The following is a 21095-nucleotide window of genomic DNA, read 5'->3' as shown; positions in this document are numbered from 1 at the left end:
ATGACTCTCAAAGGTTTAATCATGACTATTTACTATTTTCAACCGCTGCTGTTACAAAAGCAGTGTAGAGTTCTTCTGGGCGGTTTGGACGACTTGATAGCTCTGGATGGTACTGACAAGCCACAAAGAATTTATTTTTTGGAATTTCCACAATTTCTACCAAACGATTATCTGGTGACACTCCTGAAAAGACAAAACCTGCTCCTTCAAACTGTTCACGGAAGGCATTGTTAAACTCATAACGGTGACGGTGACGGCGTTGCACCACCTCTTTGTTATGATAAGCTGCCGCTGCCTTAGAACCACGTTTTAACTTAGAAGGATAAAGTCCCAAACGAAGGGTACCACCCATGTCCTCAACATCAATCTGATCACGCATGATATCGATGATAGGGTATTTGGTATCAGGATTTAGCTCTGCAGAATTAGCTCCTTCAAGACCTAAGACATTACGAGCAAACTCGATACAGGTCAACTGCATGCCCAAGCAGACACCCAACATTGGAACATCATTTTCACGCGCATAGCGGATCGCTTCAATCTTACCTTCTGTTCCACGTTGGCCAAAACCACCTGGTACGATGATGCCGTCAGTATCAGACAAAAGCTCTACCACATTCTCTGCTGTCACATCATTGGCATTGATCCAATTGATTTTAACTTCTGCGTCGTTGGCATAACCAGAGTGTTTCAAGGCTTCAACCACAGAGATGTAGGCGTCTTGCAACTCAACATACTTACCAACAAGGGCAATCTTGACTTGTTTTTTGAGGCTCATAACCTTGTCAACCATAGCTGACCACTCTGCCATATCTGCTGCAGGTGCATCTATTTTCAAATGGTCACAGACGATTTGATCCATGCCTTGTGCTTGCAGATTAAGTGGGATTTGGTAAAGATGATCCACATCCAAGGACTCGATAACTGCTTCTGGTGCCACATCACAGAACTGGGCTAGTTTATTTTTAATACCTTGTCCTACTTGTTTTTCTGTACGAATGACCAACATATTTGGCTGGATTCCCAAACCACGCAATTCTTTGACAGAGTGTTGAGTTGGTTTGGTTTTCATTTCACCAGCTGCCTTGAGGTAAGGAAGCAAGGTTGTATGGATATACATGACATTTTCTGCTCCGACATCAGACTTCATCTGACGAAGCGCCTCTAAGAATGGAAGGGACTCAATATCGCCGACTGTTCCCCCAACCTCTGTAATAATAACATCAGAGTCAGTCGTTAGAGCAGCACGCTTGATTTTTTCTTTCAAAGCATCTGTAATATGAGGAATAACTTGGACAGTTGCTCCAAGGTACTCTCCGCGGCGTTCCTTACGAAGAACTTCGCTGTAGATTTTACCAGTTGTCACGTTTGAGTATTTGTTGAGGTTGATATCGATAAAACGTTCATAGTGACCCAAGTCCAAATCTGTCTCAGCTCCATCATCTGTCACAAAAACTTCTCCGTGCTGGTAAGGACTCATGGTTCCCGGATCAATATTGATATAAGGGTCAAATTTTTGAATGGTCACCTTCAAACCACGGTTTTTTAAAAGACGTCCAAGACTCGCTGCAACGATCCCTTTTCCAATAGACGACACCACACCACCAGTGACAAAAATATATTTCGTAGACATAGATTCCTCTTTCTAAAATGCTCAAGGTCTTGTTCACTAACAGGGGATTGAGAAAACAAGACCTTCATCAATAACTACACCCCAAGAAGAAAAGCTTCCTGGAAAAACAAAAATAGCTCCCTAATAACTAGGGAGCTCCGACCTCTAAAAGAGGTGCCCGAACAATATATTACCTCAAAATGAAGCATTTGTCAAATAGAACAAATCGTTGACTTGGCGCATTCCAGCTTACAAAACTAATTCAAATTAATACAAAAAAGCTGGATCTAGGAAATCGAGACTTGATAGACCGATTCCAGCTCCAACTCCTTTTTATTTTTATTCTTCCTCTTCTTCAGAGTCTTCGTCGTCTTCTTCATTAAGATCGACTTCTTCATCTAGATCATCTGGGGCGATTTCATTGATTTCAGCATCGTAGGCTTCCACTTCATTCTTCTCATCATCTGGATTTTCATCATCATAAGAAAGAGCTGGATCTTCTTCGTAGGCGTCTTCATCCTCTGGATCATCTGCACTGTAATCAATAGCATCTGTATCACCATCCATAAAGGCGTTGACACGTTTTTTCTTAGCCTTAGGTGCTACTTCTTCATCATCACTTTCTTCAAGAGCAATGATTTCCTCATCGATTTCATCAACTCCATACCATGAACGAAGGCCCCATTTGTTATCTCCAAGGGAGATAAAGCTACCGTCAAAGTTCAACTCTGTATAGAACAAAGGCAAAGATTCACGAATATCGCTATTAGAGGTACCGAGATAGTTTTGGATTTCATTAACCAAATCACTAAAATGCATTTCGTGATCACGACCACGGAGTTCCAAGATGGCACGAGCCACCTCAATCATAGATAGTTCACTTTTTTCTTGCCCAGCAAATACTTCTAATTCCAAAGCGTTTCTCCTCATTTTTTACTACTAACGTCAGAGTGGATAAACTCTGATCTCATTTTATCATGTACTCTTTATTGTACGATAATTTTGCCTAATAGTCAAAGGTTTAGGAGAAATAAATGTGAAATATTTCAGCTAATTAATACTCAATGAAAATCAAAGAGCAAACTAAGAAGCTAGCCACAGGCTGTACTTGAGTACGGCAAGGCGACGCTGACGTGGTTTGAAGAGATTTTCGAAGAGTATAAAAGACCTGGGAGATACACTCACAGGTCCGATACTTTATTTATAACTTAAAGCTCGTTTAAAGGTTTTCCAGATACCTAAATCATCTGTTTGGAGAACTAGACTAGCATACATACGTCCGATAAAGGCTGTTGCAGTCACTGCAAAAATAACCGTTATAGCAAGCGAAATCCAAGCTTCTAGTCCATTAGCGTAACCATTGATAGCTCTGAAAGGCATAAAGAAGGTCGAAATGAAAGGAATGTAAGAACCGATTTTCAAAATCAAATTGTCTCCTGCAGCTCCTAGTGCAGTAACGCCAACAAAACCAGCTATTATTAAAATCATCAACGGAGACAAGGCCTTTCCTGCATCTTCGGGACGAGAAACCATGGAACCTAAGAAGGCTGCCAAGACTACATACATGAAGAGACTGACTAAGATAAATAATAAGGTGTTAAGCGAGAAAGCCTCTCCCAAGTGATTTAGAATACCTGAATTAGCCAAGATAGGCATATCCTTAAAGAATAAGATAGCTCCAAGACCACCAACGACATAAATACCAATATGGGTCAAAATCACAAGAAGTAAGGCAATCATGCGTGCGTAGAAATAATGGCTAGCACGAATGCTTGAGAAGACCACTTCCATGATTTTGGTTCCTTTCTCGCTGGCTACTTCTTGAGCAGTGACACTAGCGTAAGTAATCAAAATCATATAGAGGAAGAAACCCAGTCCTGCAGCCGCAAAGGTTTGAACCAACTTTTTATTTTCCTTGGCTTCATCAATCTGTTCTGTAAATTGAACCGTTTGAGCCAAGCGTTTTTCCTGTTCCTGAGACAAATTTGCTTCTGAGCGGTTGAGTTGGGATTGGAGTTCATTCAACTTAGCGGTCACTGCTAACTTGATGCCACTCTCTAGTGAAGTTTCACCATGATAGACTGCCTTGAGGACACTGTTCTCCTGGTCAATGGTTAGATAGCCTTTTATTTTTTCATCCTTGATGGCTTCTTGGGCACTCGCTTCATCCTTATAGTCAAAGTTAAGACCATTGGTCGATTTAAGTTCTTCTGTAACAAGAGGAACAGAACTAACTACTGCTACCTTACTATTTTGAGCAAAGGAAGAACCTTGGAGAACACCAATTCCTCCAGATAGACCTAAAAAGAGGAAAGGTGAAATCACCATAAAGAAGAAACTCCACGACTTGACATGTCTTAGATAGGTTTCTTTGATTACAACCCACATATTTCTCATACTTCCACCCCTGATTCTAATTTAAAGATTTCATCGATTGTTGGAGCTTGTTGATCAAAAGTCGCGATATATTGACCTTGAGTCAAGATTGGAAAGAGCTCTCTACCTGCACTTTCATCATCTAAAATCAACTTCCAACTACCTTGTTTTGTCAAGCTAACCTGTTTGACATGAGGAAGACTCTCCAGTTCTTCCTTGCTTCGTTCACTTGAAACAAAGAGACGGGTTTTTCCGTATTGATTGCGGACTTCTTGGACAGGTCCATGCAATACCACACGTCCATCACGAATCATCAGGATATCATCACAAAGTTCTTCGACATTGGTCATGACATGGTCAGAAAAGATAATAGTCGCGCCACGTTCTTTTTCTTTCAAGATAACCCGCTTAAGGAGTTCGGTATTAACTGGATCCAAGCCACTAAAAGGCTCATCTAGGATAATCAAGTCTGGCTCATGAATCAGAGTAATAATCAGTTGAATTTTCTGTTGATTTCCTTTTGAGAGACTCTTAATCTTGTCCGTCAATTTTCCCTTGACTTCCAGTTTTTCCATCCATTGAGGGAGTTTTTCTTTGATTTCCTTGGTATCCATGCCTTTTAGGGTCGCCAAGTAACGAACTTGTTCAAGGACTGTCAATTTAGGCATAAGACTACGTTCTTCAGGGAGATAACCAATGCGAGCATAGGTCTCCTGACGAATATCTTGACCATCAAGCTCAATCTCCCCTTGATAGTCTAAAAATTTCAAAATACTGTGAAAAATAGTTGTTTTCCCAGCTCCATTCTTCCCAACCAGCCCCAAAATACGCCCTGGTCGTGCTTGAAAGTCAACACCAAACAAAACTTGCTTAGGCCCAAAACTTTTCTCTAGATTCCTTACTTCGAGCATCATCCACCTCCGAAATTTATTGCACTCATTATACTCCTTTTTGATAGCTTTTACAATGATTTATGTACATTTTTAAATCTTGATTTCAAGAAGGATATTTTCTGGATAGGAACTTTATTAGCTTATCACCAAGCATTTTAGTCCTCCAGATTTTAAGTGATAAATTTATTATACTCATTTCTTGATAAATCCGTTGGCTATGTCCTCAAATGTTCATTTTCAGTCCTGAATTGTTACTACTAATCTTCATCATCCTGCCTAGCTTATCGTGCTATTTTATGGTATATTTCTGATAGACTATAGATTATCATCGGCAAGGAATCTGATATGAAAAAAAGACTTAAACTCGAACCAAACAACAATAACTTAATCATTTGGGAAGCTGAACAGCCAAAAGCCGTTCTTCAGCTTGTACATGGAATGGTAGAGTACGTGGAACGATATGAAGAATTTGCTCTAGCCATGAATAAAGAAGGCTTTACTGTTATCGGCCATGATCATCTCGGCCATGGTCATACTGCTCAAAATCCAAGTCAACTCGGAGTCTTTCCTGAATCTCCCGAGGAACTCATCGATGATATTGAAAGAGTGACCTCTTTTATTCAAGAAAGCTATCCAAAACTTCCAATCGTCCTTCTAGGGCATTCTATGGGTTCTCTTATGTGTCGCTATTATGTAGCTAAGCGAAAACCACCTATCAATGCCTTGATTATCATGGCGACTGGTCAACAACCTCAGTTTCTAACTCGATTTGCTCTCATCCTAACAGAATGCATCCGACTTATAAAAGGGAATAAACACCGTAGTAAACTTCTAACCTACCTGTCCACTGACAGTTTTAACCGTAGTATTAAAAATCCTAAAACATCTGTCGATTGGCTCTCAAAAAATGAAGAATCTAACCAAGCTTATCTGAAGGATCCATTCTGTCAATTCATCCCTACTATTCCTATGTACAGATCCATTTTTTACTTCTCTAATCAAGTAGCTAGTAAGCAAGTAATCGATGATATTCCAGCTCAACTCCCCATTCTCGTTATTTCAGGACAAGAAGACCCTCTGGGAGAAAATGGTAAAGGTATAGAAAGATTTGTAAAACTCCTAAAGGCTTCACATTCGAAAGTAAGCCTTCGATTAGTTGAAGATGCTCGTCACGAAATTCTGAACGAAATCAATCGACAAGATACTTACCACTTCTTAGCTGATTGGATGACAAAAAATATGGATGGCTAACCTAGATATAGCAGTATTACATAGAACTTATTCCCCAAGTTGATTACATCATCAGGCTGAAGCTTGATGATTTTTTGTACTAAAAAATCCATCCCTAGGGATGGATTATAGACTGTTAACGCACTTCTGCATTCACTTTGTCTTCAAGTGATGCTTGAATTTTTTCCATGTAGCGTGCGACTTCTTCATCAGTCAAGCTATCTTCTGGATTTTGGAAGGTCAAGCTATAAGCCATTGACTTCATACCAAGTCCTAGTTTTTCACCTGAGAAGACATCAAAGAGTTTGATAGCTGTCAAACGTTTCACACCTGCAGCTTGAATGGCATCAACTACATCTTGGTGAGTCACTTCAGCTTTCAAGAGAAGAGCAATATCACGGCTCACTGCTGGGAATTTAGTAATTTCCACAAATGGAGCTGCTGGTTGAAGAGCTTTCTCGATAGCTGAAAGGTTGAGCTCTGCTACATAAGTTTCTGGAATATCGTAAGCTTTAGCTGTAACAGGATGTACTTGACCGAGGAAACCAAGGACTTGGTCACCGAGTGAAATCAAGGCTGTACGTCCTGGGTGAAGGCTAGCGATTTCAGAGGTTGCTGTATAAGTCACTTCAAGACCCAAGCGAGCAAAGAGAGCTTCCAAAATTCCCTTGGCATAGAAGAAGTCAACTGGTGTTGCCGCAGTTTGGAAGTCTTTTTCAGCAACTAAGCCAGTCAAGGCAAAGGCAAAGCTATTGATTTCATTTGGCAATTCTTCTTTTGGATTACCGATTTGCTCGAAGACTTTTCCAATCTCATAAAGAGCCAAGTTTTTATTCTTACGTGCTACGTTGTAGGCAACTGTATCCAAAATACCTGAAACCATATTTTGACGGAGAACTGAACGGTCCACAGTCATTGGCCACATGAGCTCCGTTAAGTTGCTTGGTACAGTCGTGAACTCCACTGCTTTTTCAGGAGTTGTCAGAGCGTAGGTGATGATTTCTGTCAATCCAGCACCTTCTGCAATGGTACGAACTTGACGGCGCAATTTTTGTGTAGCTGTTAATTCACCGGCTGTCCCATCATCTTTTGGAAGACTAGTTGGCAAGCGGTCATAACCATAGATACGAGCGATTTCTTCAAAGAGGTCTGCCTCGATAGTGATATCCCAACGACGACGTGGAACGCTAACTGTGAAGGCTTCAGCATTTCCAGAAAGGCCAAATCCAAGACGACGGAAGACATCCTCTACATCGGCGTAGGAAAGCTCTGTACCGAGGACACGGTTGACGTCAGCAAGAGTTGAAGAAACTTCCACATCAGAAGTGTCGAGCTCACCTGCTGAAACGATACCCTTCCGCACTGTAGCACCAGCCAATTCCTCAATCATGCTTGCTGCTGCATCAAGGGCTTCATTAACAGTTGCCACATTGATCCCTTTTTCAAAGCGTGATGATGATTCAGAGCGTAGGTTGAGACGACCACTTGTCTTACGGATAGATTTGCCATTGAAAACAGCAGCTTCAAGGACCACACGACTAGACTTTTCAGAGATTTCTGTAGCCTGACCACCCATGACACCTGCAAGGGCTACTGGTTTATCAGCAACAGTGATCACTAAATCAGTTGTTGCTAACTCACGCTCTTCCCCATCCAAGGTCACTAATTTCTCACCAGCACGTGCTTCACGCACACGGATTTCAGTCCCTTCAAAGGTATCCAAGTCAAAGGCATGCATTGGTTGACCAAAGTAAAGAAGGATATAGTTGGTCACGTCCACCACGTTATTGATGGGACGGATGCCTTCATTCATGAGGAGGTTTTGCAACCATTGTGGACTTGGTGCAATGGTCACATTATCCAAGATACGAGCTGCATAGTATGGTGCCTTGTCTGTGTCGATGCTGACAGAAAGAGCATCCGCTGCAGCTTGGTCTGTTTCTGTTAAAGTAAATTCTTTGAAGTTGACTGCTTTGTCATAGATAGCGGCTACTTCGTGCGCTACCCCACGCATAGAAAGGGCATCCGCACGGTTTGGAGTGATAGAAAGTTCGATGATTTCATCATCCAAGTCTAGATAAGAGAAGACTTCCTCACCTGGAACAGCAGTTTCAGGCAAGATTTGGATTCCATCTGCAAATTCCTTTGGTACAACTGAGTCAGAAATCCCTAATTCACCAAGTGAACAGATCATTCCGAGAGATTCTAAACCACGGATTTTCCCTTTTTTAATCTTGTAGTTATCAGCAATGCGAGCACCTGGAAGAGCCACCATAACTTTGATGCCTGCACGCACATTTGGTGCTCCACAGACGATTTGACGGGCTTCTTCTTCACCCACATTGACTTGGCAGACATGCAAGTGTGTTTCTGGCACATCTTCGCAAGACAAGACTTCTCCGACGACAATTTTTGAGAGACCAGTAGCTGGTGATTCCACACCTTCTACTTCGATCCCTGTAGTTGACATTTTTTCAGCCAACTCTTGTGATGGTACATCAATGTCCACCAATTCTTTTAACCATTTATAAGATACAAGCATAATTTAATTCTCCAGAATGACAGTTGCCACTCTAGTTTTTTTCCTTTCCTATCATTTCATATAGAAGAATCATCTTCTTACCTTAATTTCTTTTTCAGTAACCAATCCGTATCTACCTTTTGCCCAACCATAAAACGATGTTGGCCAAATTTTTCAAAACCATATCGATTATAAAATGCTTGAGCTTTTGTATTATGCTCCCAAACACCTAACCAAGCCCAGGAAAAACCATTGTTTTCGGCATGTTCCAGAGCGAATTCAAATAGTTGCTTACCAAGTCCAAATCCTTGGTATGTTTGTAGCACATAGAGGCGTTGAATTTCAAAAGCGTTCTCTAATTCTCTCTCGGTTTGAGCATTTCCCCAGTTTACTTTGAGAAAACCAGCTATCTCCTCTTCATGCATAATGAAATAGGTTTCGGAGTCAGGATCTTCCAACTCAGTTGACAAAACTCTCAGATTATAAGCCTCTTCAAAGTATTCCTGTAACTGCTCTTCCGTATTATCATGAGCAAATGTTTCACGAAAGGTTTGTTTGGCAAGTTGGGACAACACCCCAACATCTGCCTTTTCTACTTTTCTAATCATTATTTAAACTGTTCTGAGAAGCGGACATCCCCTTGGTAGAATCCACGGATATCGTTGATTCCGTAGCGAAGCATAGCTACACGCTCTTGACCAAGACCAAAGGCAAAACCAGAGTAAACAGTTGCATCGATGCCACTCAACTCAAGGACACGTGGGTGAACCATACCGGCACCCATAATCTCGATCCAACCTGTTTTCTTACATACGTTACAGCCGTCTCCTCCACACTTGAAGCATGAAACGTCAACCTCAACAGATGGCTCAGTAAATGGGAAGTAAGATGGACGCAAACGAATTTGACGCTCTTCGCCAAACATTTTTTGTACAATCAACTGGAGAGTTCCTTGAAGATCAGCCATAGAGATGTTCTTCCCAACAACCAAACCTTCAATTTGGTGGAATTGGTGACTGTGGGTTGCATCGTCTGTATCACGACGGAATACACGTCCTGGTGAGATCATCTTCAAAGGACCTTTAGAAAAATCATGGGCATCCATCGCACGCGCCTGAACTGGAGATGTGTGGGTACGGAGCAAGATTTCTTCTGTGATGTAGAAAGTGTCCTGCATATCACGAGCTGGGTGATCTTTTGGAAGGTTCATACGTTCAAAGTTGTAGTAGTCTTTTTCAACTTCAAATCCATCCACGACTTGGTAACCCATCCCGATGAAGATATCTTCGATTTCTTCACTAGTTTGAGTGAGAACGTGACGGTGACCTGTAGCAACTGGGCGACCTGGTAGTGTAACATCGATGCTCTCACTAGCTAGTTGCGCTTCCACTTTCTTTTCTTCCAAGAGCTTAGCTGTTTCTTCAAAGGCAGCAGTTAAGACATCACGAGCCTCATTGACGTGTTTCCCGATAACAGGGCGCATTTCTGCTGATACATCCTTCATCCCTTTCAGGATTTCAGTAAGGGAACCTTTTTTACCAAGGACAGAGATGCGCAATTCTTGCAGCTCTTTTTCATTTTCAGCAGAAATCTGCTTTAAGCTAGCTAGCGTTTCTTCACGAAGCGCTTTTAATTGTTCTTCAATAGTTGACATAATTCCTCCATCAGTCGCTCGTAGATAAAAAGAAAACCACATGCCAAAAACTCCACTCGGAGCGTTGACACGCGGTACCATCCGTTTTCATCTGACAAGTCAGACCTTTATTTCTGAATCCATAGGCAAGTGAATTCACCCAGCTTTCATATAGAGAGCTTTCAGTCACGGCTCTCCTCCCTGATATACTTCCCCTGAGATACTAGTCTTGCAGATTCCTATTTAATTATTATTCATTTTATCAAAATTTAAGTAATCTTGCAAGATGTTTTGCGACTAATCAACATAGTCTCCACCTTCAAAGCCATAGTACTCTTCTAAACTGAGACCACTAGCTGCGATTTCTTTGGCTTCTTTGCCAACATAGCGAAGGTGCCATTCCTCAGCCATATAACCCGTTTCCTTTTCCTTACCTTTTAGATAACGAACGACAAAACCATAGTCAGCTGCATGGTCCAAAAGCCATTGGGCTGCCTTTTCTTCAGTGACTAGGTCTCCATTTGTTTCAATCAGGTCAAAAGCCAGACCAGTTTGGTGTTCACTATAACCAGGTCTTGCCGAATAGCGGTCAGCTTCAGCCTTGCCATCTTTATTTACATAGTTTTGATAAAGCTGAGTTTGAGTTTCATAACTTCTAAAGCCACTATAGTGATCACTAATTGGGAAACCTGCTTGTTGCATAGCTGCAATGAGTTTTAACAGTTCTGCCTTTGCAGTAGGATTTTCTCCTGGATTGTAATCTTTTGACATAGGATAATGCTTATTAGCGACAACAATCTCATCGTACTTTCCTTGAATGCTGTAGTGATCTCCTTTGTTAACCACTTCGGCTTTCTTTTTACTAGTATCCTGAGACTTACTTCCTGCAGTTCCTTCTTGTACAGTTGATTGTTCCGAAGAAGCTTTTGCGTCAGAAGTCGCTGATTTTTCTTGTGAACAAGCTGCCAATGTCAAGGCTAATAATCCTGATAAGATAAGGTATCTTTTTTTCATTGTTTATCCTTTCATCTCTATCATCTGGTCTAAAGTATCAGATAAGGTAGCAATCAAACCTTCTAATTTGCTTCCCTTAACCTGATATTCTTCAGCAACCATTTCATCCCATGGAACCCACCAAACTGGACCACGACCATTAAGACCGTGTCCCTTCATATCACCAGCTCGTCTAGGAAAAATATGCCAGTGGACATGGGCATCTCCATTTCCTAACAACTCTACATTCATCTTTTGAGCAGAAAAAGCCTTAGAAACAGCTTCCTGAACCAGACTCATTTCCTCTAGAAAGCCAAGTTTAACGCTTGGATCTAGTTGGTGTAGTTCTGTGACATGTTCCTTGGCTAAGAATAGAGTGTAACCTTCAAAATACTGGTGGTCTCCAATAACAACATAGCCTGTTTCCAGTTCCTTCACAAAGTAAGGATTGTCACCAGACTTGATGAGTTCAATTCGTTGACAGATGAGGCACATAAGTTTCTCCTTTCAACTCTAAAAGGGAGTGATTAAGGTCAAAGAGTCTGTGTTTATAGGTCATCATTCCCCTCCCTCTTATCTTTATGAAATAAAATCTTAATCTTATTTAAAAATGGAATGACTTTAAAATAATTTCTAAAGCGTCTCTTACTTAACTTGGGTCCCTGAAGTTTTCGATATTCTTCAATATAAATTGTAGATACTTTACCAATTTCACTTTCTCCGAAAATAATAGCTTTTAAAAATATTACACCAATACTTAAACAAAGTGATACTATTCCAACAATAAAAACAATAGATAAATTTTTATACAAATAATACGATATTACAGTATCAACTACGACAATATAAAAAAGGTACACTGTAATAAATATTCCAGATCTTCCATCATCACTTTCATCAATACTAAATTCTGGGAGTACAAAAATTAAAATTACAACAAGTAACAAATAAGACAATAACAAAGAGGCTCCAATACGTTGTTCTATAAAATTCTTATACCCAGAGTATATGAAAAATAGCTGAAGTAATAACATCATATACTGAAATAAATAAAACCATATTTTAGCTGAATTTATGAGCGGAATATTATTTTCTACTTTAATATCTAGTAATCGTTTAGAAATTTGTATCCGATGAGCTAGTTCTTTTAAATCTTCTATTTGAAGTATTTGAGAAGCAAGTTTTTTCTCTATAATTTCTATTTGATACCAAACATATCCATCATCTTCTATCCACTGATATTTTCCAAAAGTTTTTATTTTTCGTCCATACGGATTAATTTTTTGAGAAATTTTAAAAAGTAGTTTTTCTAAATCTGGATTAGTAATCCCTTTATCTACCAGTTCATCAACATAAACAACTAGTTCTTTAAAGTTTTCTTGTTTATTTTCATACACATACTTACGATATTCCTCTTTTTTCTTTTGAAAATAAGCATACAAACTCGAAATCACCCCTGTTATTATAGCAGGCGTTGCTATTTGTTTCAGTATTTCATACATAATACTTTATCGACCCTTCAGTCCACCAACTCACTCTTGAGATAGGCATCGACCATACGTTCAGTTGCTACAACAGAATCAATATGAGTACGCTCGTATGAGTGACTAGACTCGATACCCGCTCCGAGAAGGGCGTGTTTGACTTCTGCTCCAGCTGACATGGCTGCAGAAGCATCTGAACCGTAAAATGGATAGATATCTAGTTTAAATGGAATATCTTGCTCTTTTGCTAGAGCAACCAGATGTTGACGGAATTCGTAGTGATAAGGACCTGAAGCATCTTTGACACAGATTGACACTGTGTACTCGTCTGTCTGCTGATCATCTCCCATTGCTCCCATGTCTACTGCTAGGTACTCAACAACTTGACTAGGAATACTTGAGTTAGCACCATGCCCCACTTCTTCAAAGACTGAAAAGGCAAAATGCGTAGTGACAGGAAGTTCAATCCCTTCTTCTTTGTAGACTTTGAGGAGATTAAGGAGAATAGCTGCGCTGACCTTGTCATCCAAATGACGAGACTTGATAAAGCCTGTCTCAGTCACGACAGTTCGTGGGTCAAAACTGATAAAGTCTCCAACTTCGATACCGAGTGCGCGTGTTTCTTTTTCGTTGGTCACTTTTTCATCCAAACGAACTTCCATATTGTCCTGTGTACGTTCCGCAGTTCCAGCATCTTTGTAAACGTGACAAGAAGTTTGGTGGATCAAAATCGTACCTGAAACGGTTTTTCCTGTGCTAGCCACATGGACTGTACAGTTTTCGCCTTCAATCATGTTCCAAGGATAGCCACCGATACGATCCATCTTGAGACGACCGTCTGGTTTAACAGCACGGACGATAGCTCCCAGAGTATCCACATGAGCAGTCACATAGCGTTGTTGCTCGTCATTTTTCCCTTTAATGGTAACGTTCACTCCACCCTTAGCCGTGCGGACTGGTTGATAGCCTAGTTTTTCAAGCGTCTCAACTAGATAATTCGTAATTTCACGCGTAAAACCTGTCGGCGATGCAATAGCAGTTAGTTCTTTGATATATTCTACAGTTTGATTCATTTTTTCACCTCTCGTTACCATTATATCACTTTTCCCATCTTAGTATGTGCAAAAAAGAAAAACTTAAATACTTTGATTTTAAAATTAATCTATGGTAAAATTAAGTAAAGTATTATGATGAAAGGAATACAAAATGAACAAATATTTCAAAACGGCACTTTTCTTAGCCTTGCCTTTGGCATTCTTGTTGGGATGTTCAAAACAATCTTCAACCACTTCTTCTAGCTCTTCTACGCCAGAAACGACTGAGGTAAAAACTTCTGAATCTAGCACTACTGAAAAGAAATCAGAATTAAAAACTGCTACCTTTGTGAACGATTCTCAGCCTGGTGTCGTATCAACCTTAACATATACAGTTGACGGTGATAATGTTGTCAAACAAACTGCTCATAATGTCGCTGATCCTGAAGTCCTCAATACTACAGCAGATGCTGTAAAAAGTGTTCTTGAAGAAACCTACAAAGGCTATAAGGGACTTAAAGGGGTAACTTTCTCAATCGAAGTTAAAGATGGTAAAGTCGTTCAAGATCTTGAAATCGATCTTTCAGTTGCAAGCATTGACGAACTTAGAAAAGCTTTACCAGAAGAATACTCAGGCGTTGGAAAAAACGTAAGTTTTAAAGCCTCTAAAAAAATGTTAACAGACCTTGGTTATACAGAAAAAAACTAAGCAACTAAGACTAAATAGAAAAAACTTGGCCGATGCCAAGTTTTTTCTATTCCATTTCAAAAGCTTCACTTTCTTGTTTATTTGGAAGAACAAGAGAAAGTAGAATTCCGATAATAGCTGGTACCAACCATGGCAGAGAAGCCTCCGCAAATGGTAGAGCGTTCACGATATTTGCAAGGACCTCAACTTTAAAAGTAGATCCTAAAACACTTGCAATAGCAATGGCTGTGACAATACCAACAGTTAATTGCATTCCTGGTTTAGAAAGAGCAACAAACTTGTTCACAATCACAATCATGACAATGGCAATCGTAATTGGGTACAAAATAACGAGAACTGGTACAGAGTACTTAATGATAGCACTCAAACCAAGATTTGCAATGGCAAAACCAATCAAGGTAAAGACAGTCGCATAAACCTTGTAGCTGATTTGTGGGAAACGTCCGTTAAAGAACTCAGCAGTTGATACAATCAAGCCTACAGTCGTTGTAAAGCAAGTAACAGTTACCATAACTGCTAGGAAAAGCTGTGCTGTCGAACCAAAGATTTCTTGAGTCGCTTGAGACAAGATATAAACTCCAGGAGTTCCGCTCTTCATTGCTTCTTCTGTTACTGGGAAATGATTGCCCAAGAAACCTAGACCGATGTAGAGAGCACTAAATCCGAGTGCTACAACGATTCCAACCACCCAAATGGTTGAAATGTACTCTTTCTTGTTTGAAAAACCAAGTTGTTTCAAGGTTTGTACTGCAATAACACTGAAGGCAACCGAAGCAAGCGCGTCCAGTGTATTGTATCCTTCTAAGAAACCAGCTCCAAAGGCGGAAGCTTGATAAGCTCCTGAAGCTGCTTGTGGTGCGTTCCCACCATACTTGAAAGCTCCAAGGATAACCAGAATAACAATTAAAATGGCAAAAACTGGAGTCAAGACTCGACCGATACGATCCAAGATTTTTGAAGGATTCAAGGAGATTAGGTATGCAGCTACAAAGTATAGAATAGTGAAGACAATCAAACCTAAACCTTTATCTGCTTGATCTAATAGCGGACTAATACCAACTTCAAATGATGTCGTTGCTGTACGTGGAATGGCAAAGAATGGACCAATCGACAAGTACAAAGCTGCAAGATAAATTGTCGCAAACCATGGTGAAATTTTCTTAGAAATTTCATAGATATAGCCCTTTGGATTAAGGGTTCCAATGATTAAGGTTAGGACGGCAATCCCAACACCTGAAAATACAAATCCTGCAATGGCAGGGAGAAAGTTTTCTCCAGACTGTGCGCCTAGAGTTGGAGGGAAAATCAAGTTACCTGCTCCAAAAAATATTCCAAACAGGAGTAATCCTGTTAAAGCACCTTTTTTAGCCATAAACTCTCCTTATTAAAAATAAAATACTTTCTTAGTATAACATGATTAAAGGCTAGAAAAGACTGTCACGAAATAATTCTGAAATGTTTTCAATTTTCCGAATTTTAATGCAAAAAAATCCTTCGAAGCCTTCCCATTTTTTTAAAGGTTTCGAAGGAAATTTTTCTTATTCAAAGGCATCCATGCCACCTTGGACATTGACAACCTCATAGCCTTGTTCTGCTAAAAATTGGCTGGCACGTGCGGAACGTATTCCTGACTTACAGATCACGTAATAAGGCTGGGTTTTATCTAGTTGCTCATAAGTATCTGCCAGTTGACTCAGAGGGGAATTAAGAGCACCTTCTAAATGAAGAGCCTCAAATTCCTCTACTTCTCTCACATCCAATACAGAAAGCGACTCTTTCTGATAAAGCTGATAAAAATCGTCAAAAGTAATTTCGTTCATTCTTTTTCTCCTAAAATAGTTTTAATTCTTTTTTTCAAATCTGGAATCACTTCTTCCTCAAACCAAGGATTCTTTTTCATCCAGATTTGGTTCCGAGGTGACGGGTGCACCAAAGGGTAATAATCAGGCAAATAATCTTTAAATCGATGCACACGGTCTGTCACCTTGCCACTAACTTTCTCATGTAGATAGTAGGCTTGGGCATACTGACCAATCAAGAGCGTCAATTGAATATCTGGCAATTCTTTCAAAAGTTTAGGGTGCCATTTTTCTGCAAAACCAGGTCTGGGAGGTAAGTCACCAGATTTCCCATGTCCCGGAAAATAGAAATCCATGGGCATGACTGCAAAGTAACCTGAATTATAAAAAGTATCCTCATCCACACCCAACCAGTCTCGCAAGCGGTCGCCACTTTTATCCTTCCAGTAAAGTCCTGCTTCTTGGGTTTTGAGACCAGGTGCCTGCCCAATGATATTGATACGAGCAGTTTTTGGTGCTGCAAAAAGAGGTTGGATGCCTTGCTCAGTATAACTGGCATTCTGTGGATCCTCTATAATAGCTTGCTTGATTCTTTCAATTTGAGACATTTTCTCCTCCAAAAAGAAGTCTAAGCATTAAATCTCAGACTTCTATATCATTATTTGATCAATTCATAGATAGCTTCAGCGTAGATGGCTGCTGCACGGAAGAGATCATCCAAGGCAATAAATTCGTTGGCTTGGTGCATAGTATCGATAGAATCTGGGAACATAGCACCGTATGCGACACCACGCTCTAACAAACGTCCAAATGTTCCACCACCGATGACTTGTTCGTGACCTTTAAGACCTGTTTGTTTTTCATAAACATTCAACAAGGTTTGAACGAGTGGGTCTTCCATTGGCACATAGTGAGGAGTGTGCCCATGTTCAGAAAGACTAACTGAAGCAACTGGCAAGGTTTCAAGAACTGACTTGATTTGCTCTGGGCTTGTTCCTTTTGGATAACGGAAGTTGAGGGCAATAGTATTATCAGCACTTGCTTCGTCAAAGCGGAAGACACCCGCATTCATAGAAAGGGCACCCATCTTTTCATCCACATGAGCTACTTTCAAGTTCTTGCCTTCGTGGTCGTTCAAAAGAATCTTACCAGCAATGTCAAGATAGTCTTTTGCAGGTCCTTCAAAAGCAAATTGGCTTAGGAAGAGGGCAAGGTAAGTTGCACCATTGACACCCGAAGCAGGCATGGCACCATGGGCTGATTTACCAATTACAGTCACCTTGTACTGACCGTTCTCTTCTTGGATTTCTCCTCTGAGTTTGTGCTCTGCAACGAAAGCGTCTAGTTTCCCTTGCAAGTCAGCTAAGTCACCTGAAACGACTGCTGTTGCTGATTCAGGAACCATGTTTTCACGCAAACCACCTGTGAAGCTGTGAAGACGAACTGCACCAGTATTTTCACCGGCAAAGTGAAGGTATTCTGTGATGTTTCCTTTTTCACCATTGATGATAGGGAATTCAGCATCTGGAGAAAAACCAAAGTCTGGTTTTGCAAGTCCTACATGCTCAAAGTAGTAGTCCATATCTGCCCAACCTGACTCTTCGTCAGTTCCGACGATGAAACGAACTTTCTTAGAAGTTGGAAGTCCCAATTCTTTGATGATTTTCAAACCATAGTAACATGCTGTAGTAGGACCCTTATCGTCAGAAGCACCACGCGCATAAAGACGACCATCTTTGATAGTTGGAGTGTAAGGGTCAGTGTCCCAACCGCTACCTGCTGGCACTACGTCCATGTGGGCAAAAATTCCGAGAACTTCTTCTCCTTCACCAAACTCAAAATGTCCTGCGTAGTTATCAACATTTTTTGTTGGGTAGCCATCACGGTCTGCAATTTCAAGGAATTTTTCTAAGGCTTTTACTGGACCAGGTCCAAATGGATGCTCAGCATCTGCCTTGCTGTCATCACGTTCTGAGTTGATTTCCAAAAGGCTAAACAAGTCAGCCAAGAGGTCTTCTTTACGTTTTTCTACTTCTGCTGTAAAATCAATAACTGTCATTTTTTCTTCCTATCTTTTTTCGATAATTTCATCTACTGGCAAGCGGTAGCTTGGTTCTAACTTCTCATCTGTGTATCCCACTGTAATCAAGAGCTCTGGACGGAAGCGTTCTTCGATTTCCAAGACTTCATTGACTTTTGATTTGTCAAAACCAAGGATAATGTTTGATCCGATTCCTTGGTCAGTCAAAGCAAGGACCAAGTTCATAGCTACAAGCCCAGCATTAAGAGCCAAGTAGTCACTGACTTGTTGTTCGTTGTAACGCGCAAACTCAGCTGGAAGATTTTTCAAGAAGTATTGCAGTTGCTCTTCTGAGAAATTGTTGGCACCACCAGTACGGGCAATCTTGCGAGCACGTTTAGCTAAGTCTGTATCTGTAAACAAGGCAATGGTTACAGGTGCAGATGCTACTTGCTCAAAGTTTGAACCGTAAGCCAATTTTGCTAGTTCAGCATTTCTCTCACGAACCACGACAAATTTCCAAGGTTGACTGTTGTGAGCGCTTGGTGCCAAGGTTGCGATTTCGATAGCTGTACGAACATCCTTGGGATCAACCGGTTTATCAATAAAATGCTTAGTCGCATGACGTTTTTTATTTAACTCAAGAAATTTCATAATCGATTTCCTTTTCTATTTCTACTGCTTCCATTTTACCATATTTTGAAAGAGCTTGCAGAGATTTTTCATTAGTGAAACAAATTATCTTTCCCAAGATTCCACTTTTAGTTTCAAGCTCAATTTTGAAATTATAATATTTTTCTATCATCTCCATAAAAAATATATATTGGATATCTAATTGATTGTCTGGTAAGCTAGATACCATTAAGTAAAGGAGACTCTTATGAAAAAATTATTCTTATTATTAGCCATTAGTCCCTTGTTGGTCGCCTGTGGACAAGCCAAACAAGATAGTACTTCTACTGCTACTGCTAGTCCTAAAACCATTGTCGTAGCAACTGCTGGAGACATCCCTCCTTTTGATTTTGAAAAAGATGGTAATTTGACCGGATATGATGTTGAGGTTTTAAAAGCAGTCGATGAAAAACTGGATCAATACAAGATTGAATTTCAAAAAACTGCTTGGGAAAGTATCTTCCCTGGAGTGGATGCTGGCCGTTACCAAGTTGCTGCCAACAACTTGAGCTACACCAAAGAAAGAGCAGACAAATACCTCTACTCTCTACCTATCGCAAAAAATCCTTTGGTTCTTGTGAGCAGAAAAGACAAGGCTCTTACCTCTCTTCAAGATATCGCTGGTAAAACAACCCAGGATGACACCGGAACTTCTACTGCCAAGGTCGTTACAGACTGGAATCAAAGCCACTCCGACAATCCTGCTACCATCCAATATTCTGGCGAAGATGTGGCTAAGCGTCTGACTGACCTCGCCAACGGTGAATTTGATTTCCTAATCTTTGATAAAATCTCTGTTCAAAAAATTATCCAAGACCGAGGTTTAGACTTGAACCTAGTCGACTTGGAAAGCAATGACAATCCAAACAACTACATCATCTTCTCAAGCGACCAAAAAGAATTTAAAGAACAATTTGACAAGGTTCTCAAAGAACTCTACCAAGATGGAACCCTTGAAAAACTCAGCAAAACTTATCTCGGTAGTTCTTACCTACCAGATCAATCTCAATTACAGTAAGATATATTAAAAACGATTGGCTCGTCCAATCGTTTATTTAGTATCTGTTAATTAAAGCAACTCTTACAAAAAATCAAAATAATTCTTGACATCCTCTACATAGTCATGCTTTTCAATTAGACTAGCTAACAAATCTCTATTATGTCCTTGGTAATTGTCCTCTCGCCGCAATTCTTCATACATTTCGATAAAAGGAAGTCCTTTGGCCTTGGCTGATTCTAGTTCTGCTTCATAGTCATAGGCAATTTTTCGAAATTGAATATTGACTAATTCACCATTTTCAACTTCAAGTAAGGCATACTGAGCTCGGTGATTTTTCAGCCCATTCCAGTCAAAATAAGGCATACCAATCGAACCTGGATTGATGATTTGTTGACCTTGACTACCATAACGCAAAAGCTGTTTATGGACATGTCCATAGACGGCTACATCTGTAGCTTCATCAAGTAGCTGGTCAAATTTTTCTGTACCATTTTCGACCAGCAAATCACCACCGTAATTTTTCTCAGGTAAATTATGAGAAAGAGAAAAACGCAAGCCTTCAACTTCTTTCTTGGCTACCATAGGTAGATTCCTCAACCAATCAATTTGCTCTGGGTTTAGGCGCTCCATCAGATACTGAGTCATCCTGAGAAGCTGAATTTCTTGAGGATCCTCTAAACCATATTGCCCATCTAAAGCCTCTAAAACACAATCATCCCAGTTTCCTCGAACGGATGCTGTAATGGGTAGGCCTTTCAAAAGAGCCACCAAGTCATTTGCTCCCGGCCCAGGAAGAAAAATATCTCCCAAAAGCCAATATTCAGTCGCTCCCAAATTTTTAGCGTCCTCAAGTACTCCAGCTAAGGCCGTCATGTTGCCATGTATGTCTGATAAAATTGCAATCTTATGGTTCATTTTCTGCTCTTTCTTTAGTGGATAGCTTTCGGTTTATTCAATCCACTCTTATATTTTTTACTTTTCTTCATTATAGCATAAAATAGCTAGAAGATTTTATAATGGAAATATTCTCATCAACTTTCTTTTAAAAATATGTCAAAAATAGTTGACATTTTATTTTCAAAAGAATATACTATAGTCAAATATATGTGACACAATCTA

Annotated in this window: 21 protein-coding genes; 3 read left to right on the top strand and 18 right to left on the bottom strand. The window is 40.2% G+C overall.

Annotated elements, in window-relative coordinates:
* Nucleotides 1–25: 25 nt before the first annotated feature.
* From AXE83_RS03205 to AXE83_RS03190, 4 genes are all read right to left on the bottom strand, one after another.
* Nucleotides 26–1633, bottom strand: a complete 1608-nt coding sequence (locus AXE83_RS03205; RefSeq protein ID WP_049548381.1) for a CTP synthase — start codon at nt 1631–1633, stop codon at nt 26–28.
* A gap of 318 nt (nt 1634–1951) precedes the next feature.
* Nucleotides 1952–2527 (bottom strand): DNA-directed RNA polymerase subunit delta, encoded by a 576-nt coding sequence (gene rpoE / locus AXE83_RS03200; protein WP_060955409.1) that lies wholly within the window; start codon nt 2525–2527, stop codon nt 1952–1954.
* A 282-nt stretch (nt 2528–2809) separates the two neighbouring features.
* Entirely contained in the window at nt 2810–4009 is a 1200-nt protein-coding gene (locus tag AXE83_RS03195; protein WP_060955408.1) for an ABC transporter permease, read from the bottom strand.
* A complete protein-coding gene (locus AXE83_RS03190) occupies nt 4006–4899 on the bottom strand; it encodes an ABC transporter ATP-binding protein (protein ID WP_006147212.1) in 894 nt (297 codons plus the stop codon). Before AXE83_RS03190 ends, AXE83_RS03195 begins: the two co-directional genes overlap by 4 nt.
* Before the next feature lie 327 nt (nt 4900–5226).
* On the opposite strand from AXE83_RS03190, the gene AXE83_RS03185 reads away from it, so the two are divergent.
* Complete coding sequence (locus AXE83_RS03185; protein ID WP_060955407.1) at nt 5227–6132, top strand: alpha/beta fold hydrolase; 906 nt, start codon at nt 5227–5229, stop codon at nt 6130–6132.
* A gap of 115 nt (nt 6133–6247) precedes the next feature.
* Here AXE83_RS03185 and pheT read toward each other — a convergent pair whose 3' ends face one another.
* The 7 genes from pheT to AXE83_RS03150 form a co-directional block, all read right to left on the bottom strand.
* On the bottom strand, nt 6248–8653 hold the full coding sequence (pheT, locus tag AXE83_RS03180) for a phenylalanine--tRNA ligase subunit beta (protein WP_060955406.1): 2406 nt from the start codon (nt 8651–8653) through the stop codon (nt 6248–6250).
* Nucleotides 8654–8730: 77 nt separating this feature from the next.
* A complete protein-coding gene (locus AXE83_RS03175) occupies nt 8731–9240 on the bottom strand; it encodes a GNAT family N-acetyltransferase (RefSeq protein WP_060955405.1) in 510 nt (169 codons plus the stop codon).
* Nucleotides 9240–10286 carry a phenylalanine--tRNA ligase subunit alpha gene (gene pheS, locus AXE83_RS03170; RefSeq protein WP_060955404.1) on the bottom strand — a complete coding sequence of 349 codons (1047 nt, stop codon included), beginning with the start codon at nt 10284–10286 and terminating at the stop codon, nt 9240–9242. Before pheS ends, AXE83_RS03175 begins: the two co-directional genes overlap by 1 nt.
* Before the next feature lie 276 nt (nt 10287–10562).
* On the bottom strand, nt 10563–11279 hold the full coding sequence (gene ldcB, locus AXE83_RS03165) for an LD-carboxypeptidase LdcB/DacB (protein WP_060955403.1): 717 nt from the start codon (nt 11277–11279) through the stop codon (nt 10563–10565).
* A 3-nt stretch (nt 11280–11282) separates the two neighbouring features.
* Nucleotides 11283–11753, bottom strand: a complete 471-nt coding sequence (locus tag AXE83_RS03160; RefSeq protein ID WP_060955402.1) for an HIT family protein — start codon at nt 11751–11753, stop codon at nt 11283–11285.
* 53 nt (nt 11754–11806) lie between these two features.
* The gene (locus AXE83_RS03155) at nt 11807–12760 is read right to left on the bottom strand and encodes a hypothetical protein (RefSeq protein ID WP_060955401.1); all 954 of its coding nucleotides are present in this window, start codon (nt 12758–12760) and stop codon (nt 11807–11809) included.
* Nucleotides 12761–12777: 17 nt separating this feature from the next.
* On the bottom strand, nt 12778–13815 hold the full coding sequence (locus tag AXE83_RS03150) for a M42 family metallopeptidase (protein WP_060955400.1): 1038 nt from the start codon (nt 13813–13815) through the stop codon (nt 12778–12780).
* A 133-nt stretch (nt 13816–13948) separates the two neighbouring features.
* Between AXE83_RS03150 and AXE83_RS03145 the strand changes: the two genes are divergently transcribed.
* A complete protein-coding gene (locus tag AXE83_RS03145; protein WP_060955399.1) occupies nt 13949–14485 on the top strand; it encodes a DUF1307 domain-containing protein in 537 nt (178 codons plus the stop codon).
* Between the two features lie 46 nt (nt 14486–14531).
* Here the strand turns inward: AXE83_RS03145 and brnQ are convergent, their stop codons facing one another.
* From brnQ to AXE83_RS11180, 6 genes are all read right to left on the bottom strand, one after another.
* Nucleotides 14532–15857, bottom strand: coding sequence for a branched-chain amino acid transport system II carrier protein (gene brnQ, locus AXE83_RS03140; protein ID WP_060955398.1), 1326 nt, complete (start codon nt 15855–15857; stop codon nt 14532–14534).
* Between the two features lie 166 nt (nt 15858–16023).
* Nucleotides 16024–16305: a rhodanese-like domain-containing protein gene (locus AXE83_RS03135; RefSeq protein ID WP_060955397.1), complete on the bottom strand. Its 282-nt coding sequence runs from the start codon at nt 16303–16305 to the stop codon at nt 16024–16026.
* On the bottom strand, nt 16302–16892 hold the full coding sequence (locus tag AXE83_RS03130; protein WP_060955396.1) for a uracil-DNA glycosylase family protein: 591 nt from the start codon (nt 16890–16892) through the stop codon (nt 16302–16304). Before AXE83_RS03130 ends, AXE83_RS03135 begins: the two co-directional genes overlap by 4 nt.
* Before the next feature lie 50 nt (nt 16893–16942).
* Nucleotides 16943–18343: a dipeptidase PepV gene (gene pepV, locus AXE83_RS03125; RefSeq protein ID WP_060955395.1), complete on the bottom strand. Its 1401-nt coding sequence runs from the start codon at nt 18341–18343 to the stop codon at nt 16943–16945.
* Nucleotides 18344–18352: 9 nt separating this feature from the next.
* On the bottom strand, nt 18353–18958 hold the full coding sequence (locus tag AXE83_RS03120) for a nitroreductase family protein (RefSeq protein WP_000670142.1): 606 nt from the start codon (nt 18956–18958) through the stop codon (nt 18353–18355).
* A complete protein-coding gene (locus tag AXE83_RS11180) occupies nt 18945–19166 on the bottom strand; it encodes a hypothetical protein (RefSeq protein WP_060955394.1) in 222 nt (73 codons plus the stop codon). The genes AXE83_RS03120 and AXE83_RS11180 overlap by 14 nt, the downstream gene beginning before the upstream one ends.
* An 18-nt stretch (nt 19167–19184) precedes the next feature.
* On the opposite strand from AXE83_RS11180, the gene AXE83_RS03110 reads away from it, so the two are divergent.
* Nucleotides 19185–19994 carry an amino acid ABC transporter substrate-binding protein gene (locus AXE83_RS03110; RefSeq protein WP_060955393.1) on the top strand — a complete coding sequence of 270 codons (810 nt, stop codon included), beginning with the start codon at nt 19185–19187 and terminating at the stop codon, nt 19992–19994.
* A 63-nt stretch (nt 19995–20057) separates the two neighbouring features.
* On the opposite strand, the gene AXE83_RS03105 is transcribed toward AXE83_RS03110, so the two are convergent.
* Nucleotides 20058–20891: a metallophosphoesterase family protein gene (locus AXE83_RS03105; protein ID WP_060955392.1), complete on the bottom strand. Its 834-nt coding sequence runs from the start codon at nt 20889–20891 to the stop codon at nt 20058–20060.
* Nucleotides 20892–21095 lie beyond the last annotated feature (204 nt).

The sequence above is a fragment of the Streptococcus sp. oral taxon 431 genome, from assembly GCF_001553685.1.
Classification (GTDB): Bacteria; Bacillota; Bacilli; order Lactobacillales; family Streptococcaceae; genus Streptococcus.
This window is presented reverse-complemented; position numbering and strand designations above follow the sequence as displayed.

What these genes read in the sequence shown, in the direction of transcription:
- AXE83_RS03205 (WP_049548381.1), bottom strand. Translation starts at nt 1,633, where the DNA reads ATGTCTACGAAATATATTTTTGTCACTGGTGGTGTGGTGTCGTCTATT.
- AXE83_RS03195 (WP_060955408.1), bottom strand. Translation starts at nt 4,009, where the DNA reads ATGAGAAATATGTGGGTTGTAATCAAAGAAACCTATCTAAGACATGTC.
- AXE83_RS03190 (WP_006147212.1), bottom strand. Translation starts at nt 4,899, where the DNA reads ATGCTCGAAGTAAGGAATCTAGAGAAAAGTTTTGGGCCTAAGCAAGTT.
- AXE83_RS03185 (WP_060955407.1), top strand. Translation starts at nt 5,227, where the DNA reads ATGAAAAAAAGACTTAAACTCGAACCAAACAACAATAACTTAATCATT.
- pheT (WP_060955406.1), bottom strand. Translation starts at nt 8,653, where the DNA reads ATGCTTGTATCTTATAAATGGTTAAAAGAATTGGTGGACATTGATGTA.
- AXE83_RS03175 (WP_060955405.1), bottom strand. Translation starts at nt 9,240, where the DNA reads ATGATTAGAAAAGTAGAAAAGGCAGATGTTGGGGTGTTGTCCCAACTT.
- pheS (WP_060955404.1), bottom strand. Translation starts at nt 10,286, where the DNA reads ATGTCAACTATTGAAGAACAATTAAAAGCGCTTCGTGAAGAAACGCTA.
- ldcB (WP_060955403.1), bottom strand. Translation starts at nt 11,279, where the DNA reads ATGAAAAAAAGATACCTTATCTTATCAGGATTATTAGCCTTGACATTG.
- AXE83_RS03160 (WP_060955402.1), bottom strand. Translation starts at nt 11,753, where the DNA reads ATGTGCCTCATCTGTCAACGAATTGAACTCATCAAGTCTGGTGACAAT.
- AXE83_RS03155 (WP_060955401.1), bottom strand. Translation starts at nt 12,760, where the DNA reads ATGTATGAAATACTGAAACAAATAGCAACGCCTGCTATAATAACAGGG.
- AXE83_RS03150 (WP_060955400.1), bottom strand. Translation starts at nt 13,815, where the DNA reads ATGAATCAAACTGTAGAATATATCAAAGAACTAACTGCTATTGCATCG.
- AXE83_RS03145 (WP_060955399.1), top strand. Translation starts at nt 13,949, where the DNA reads ATGAACAAATATTTCAAAACGGCACTTTTCTTAGCCTTGCCTTTGGCA.
- brnQ (WP_060955398.1), bottom strand. Translation starts at nt 15,857, where the DNA reads ATGGCTAAAAAAGGTGCTTTAACAGGATTACTCCTGTTTGGAATATTT.
- AXE83_RS03135 (WP_060955397.1), bottom strand. Translation starts at nt 16,305, where the DNA reads ATGAACGAAATTACTTTTGACGATTTTTATCAGCTTTATCAGAAAGAG.
- AXE83_RS03130 (WP_060955396.1), bottom strand. Translation starts at nt 16,892, where the DNA reads ATGTCTCAAATTGAAAGAATCAAGCAAGCTATTATAGAGGATCCACAG.
- pepV (WP_060955395.1), bottom strand. Translation starts at nt 18,343, where the DNA reads ATGACAGTTATTGATTTTACAGCAGAAGTAGAAAAACGTAAAGAAGAC.
- AXE83_RS03120 (WP_000670142.1), bottom strand. Translation starts at nt 18,958, where the DNA reads ATGAAATTTCTTGAGTTAAATAAAAAACGTCATGCGACTAAGCATTTT.
- AXE83_RS11180 (WP_060955394.1), bottom strand. Translation starts at nt 19,166, where the DNA reads ATGGTATCTAGCTTACCAGACAATCAATTAGATATCCAATATATATTT.
- AXE83_RS03110 (WP_060955393.1), top strand. Translation starts at nt 19,185, where the DNA reads ATGAAAAAATTATTCTTATTATTAGCCATTAGTCCCTTGTTGGTCGCC.
- AXE83_RS03105 (WP_060955392.1), bottom strand. Translation starts at nt 20,891, where the DNA reads ATGAACCATAAGATTGCAATTTTATCAGACATACATGGCAACATGACG.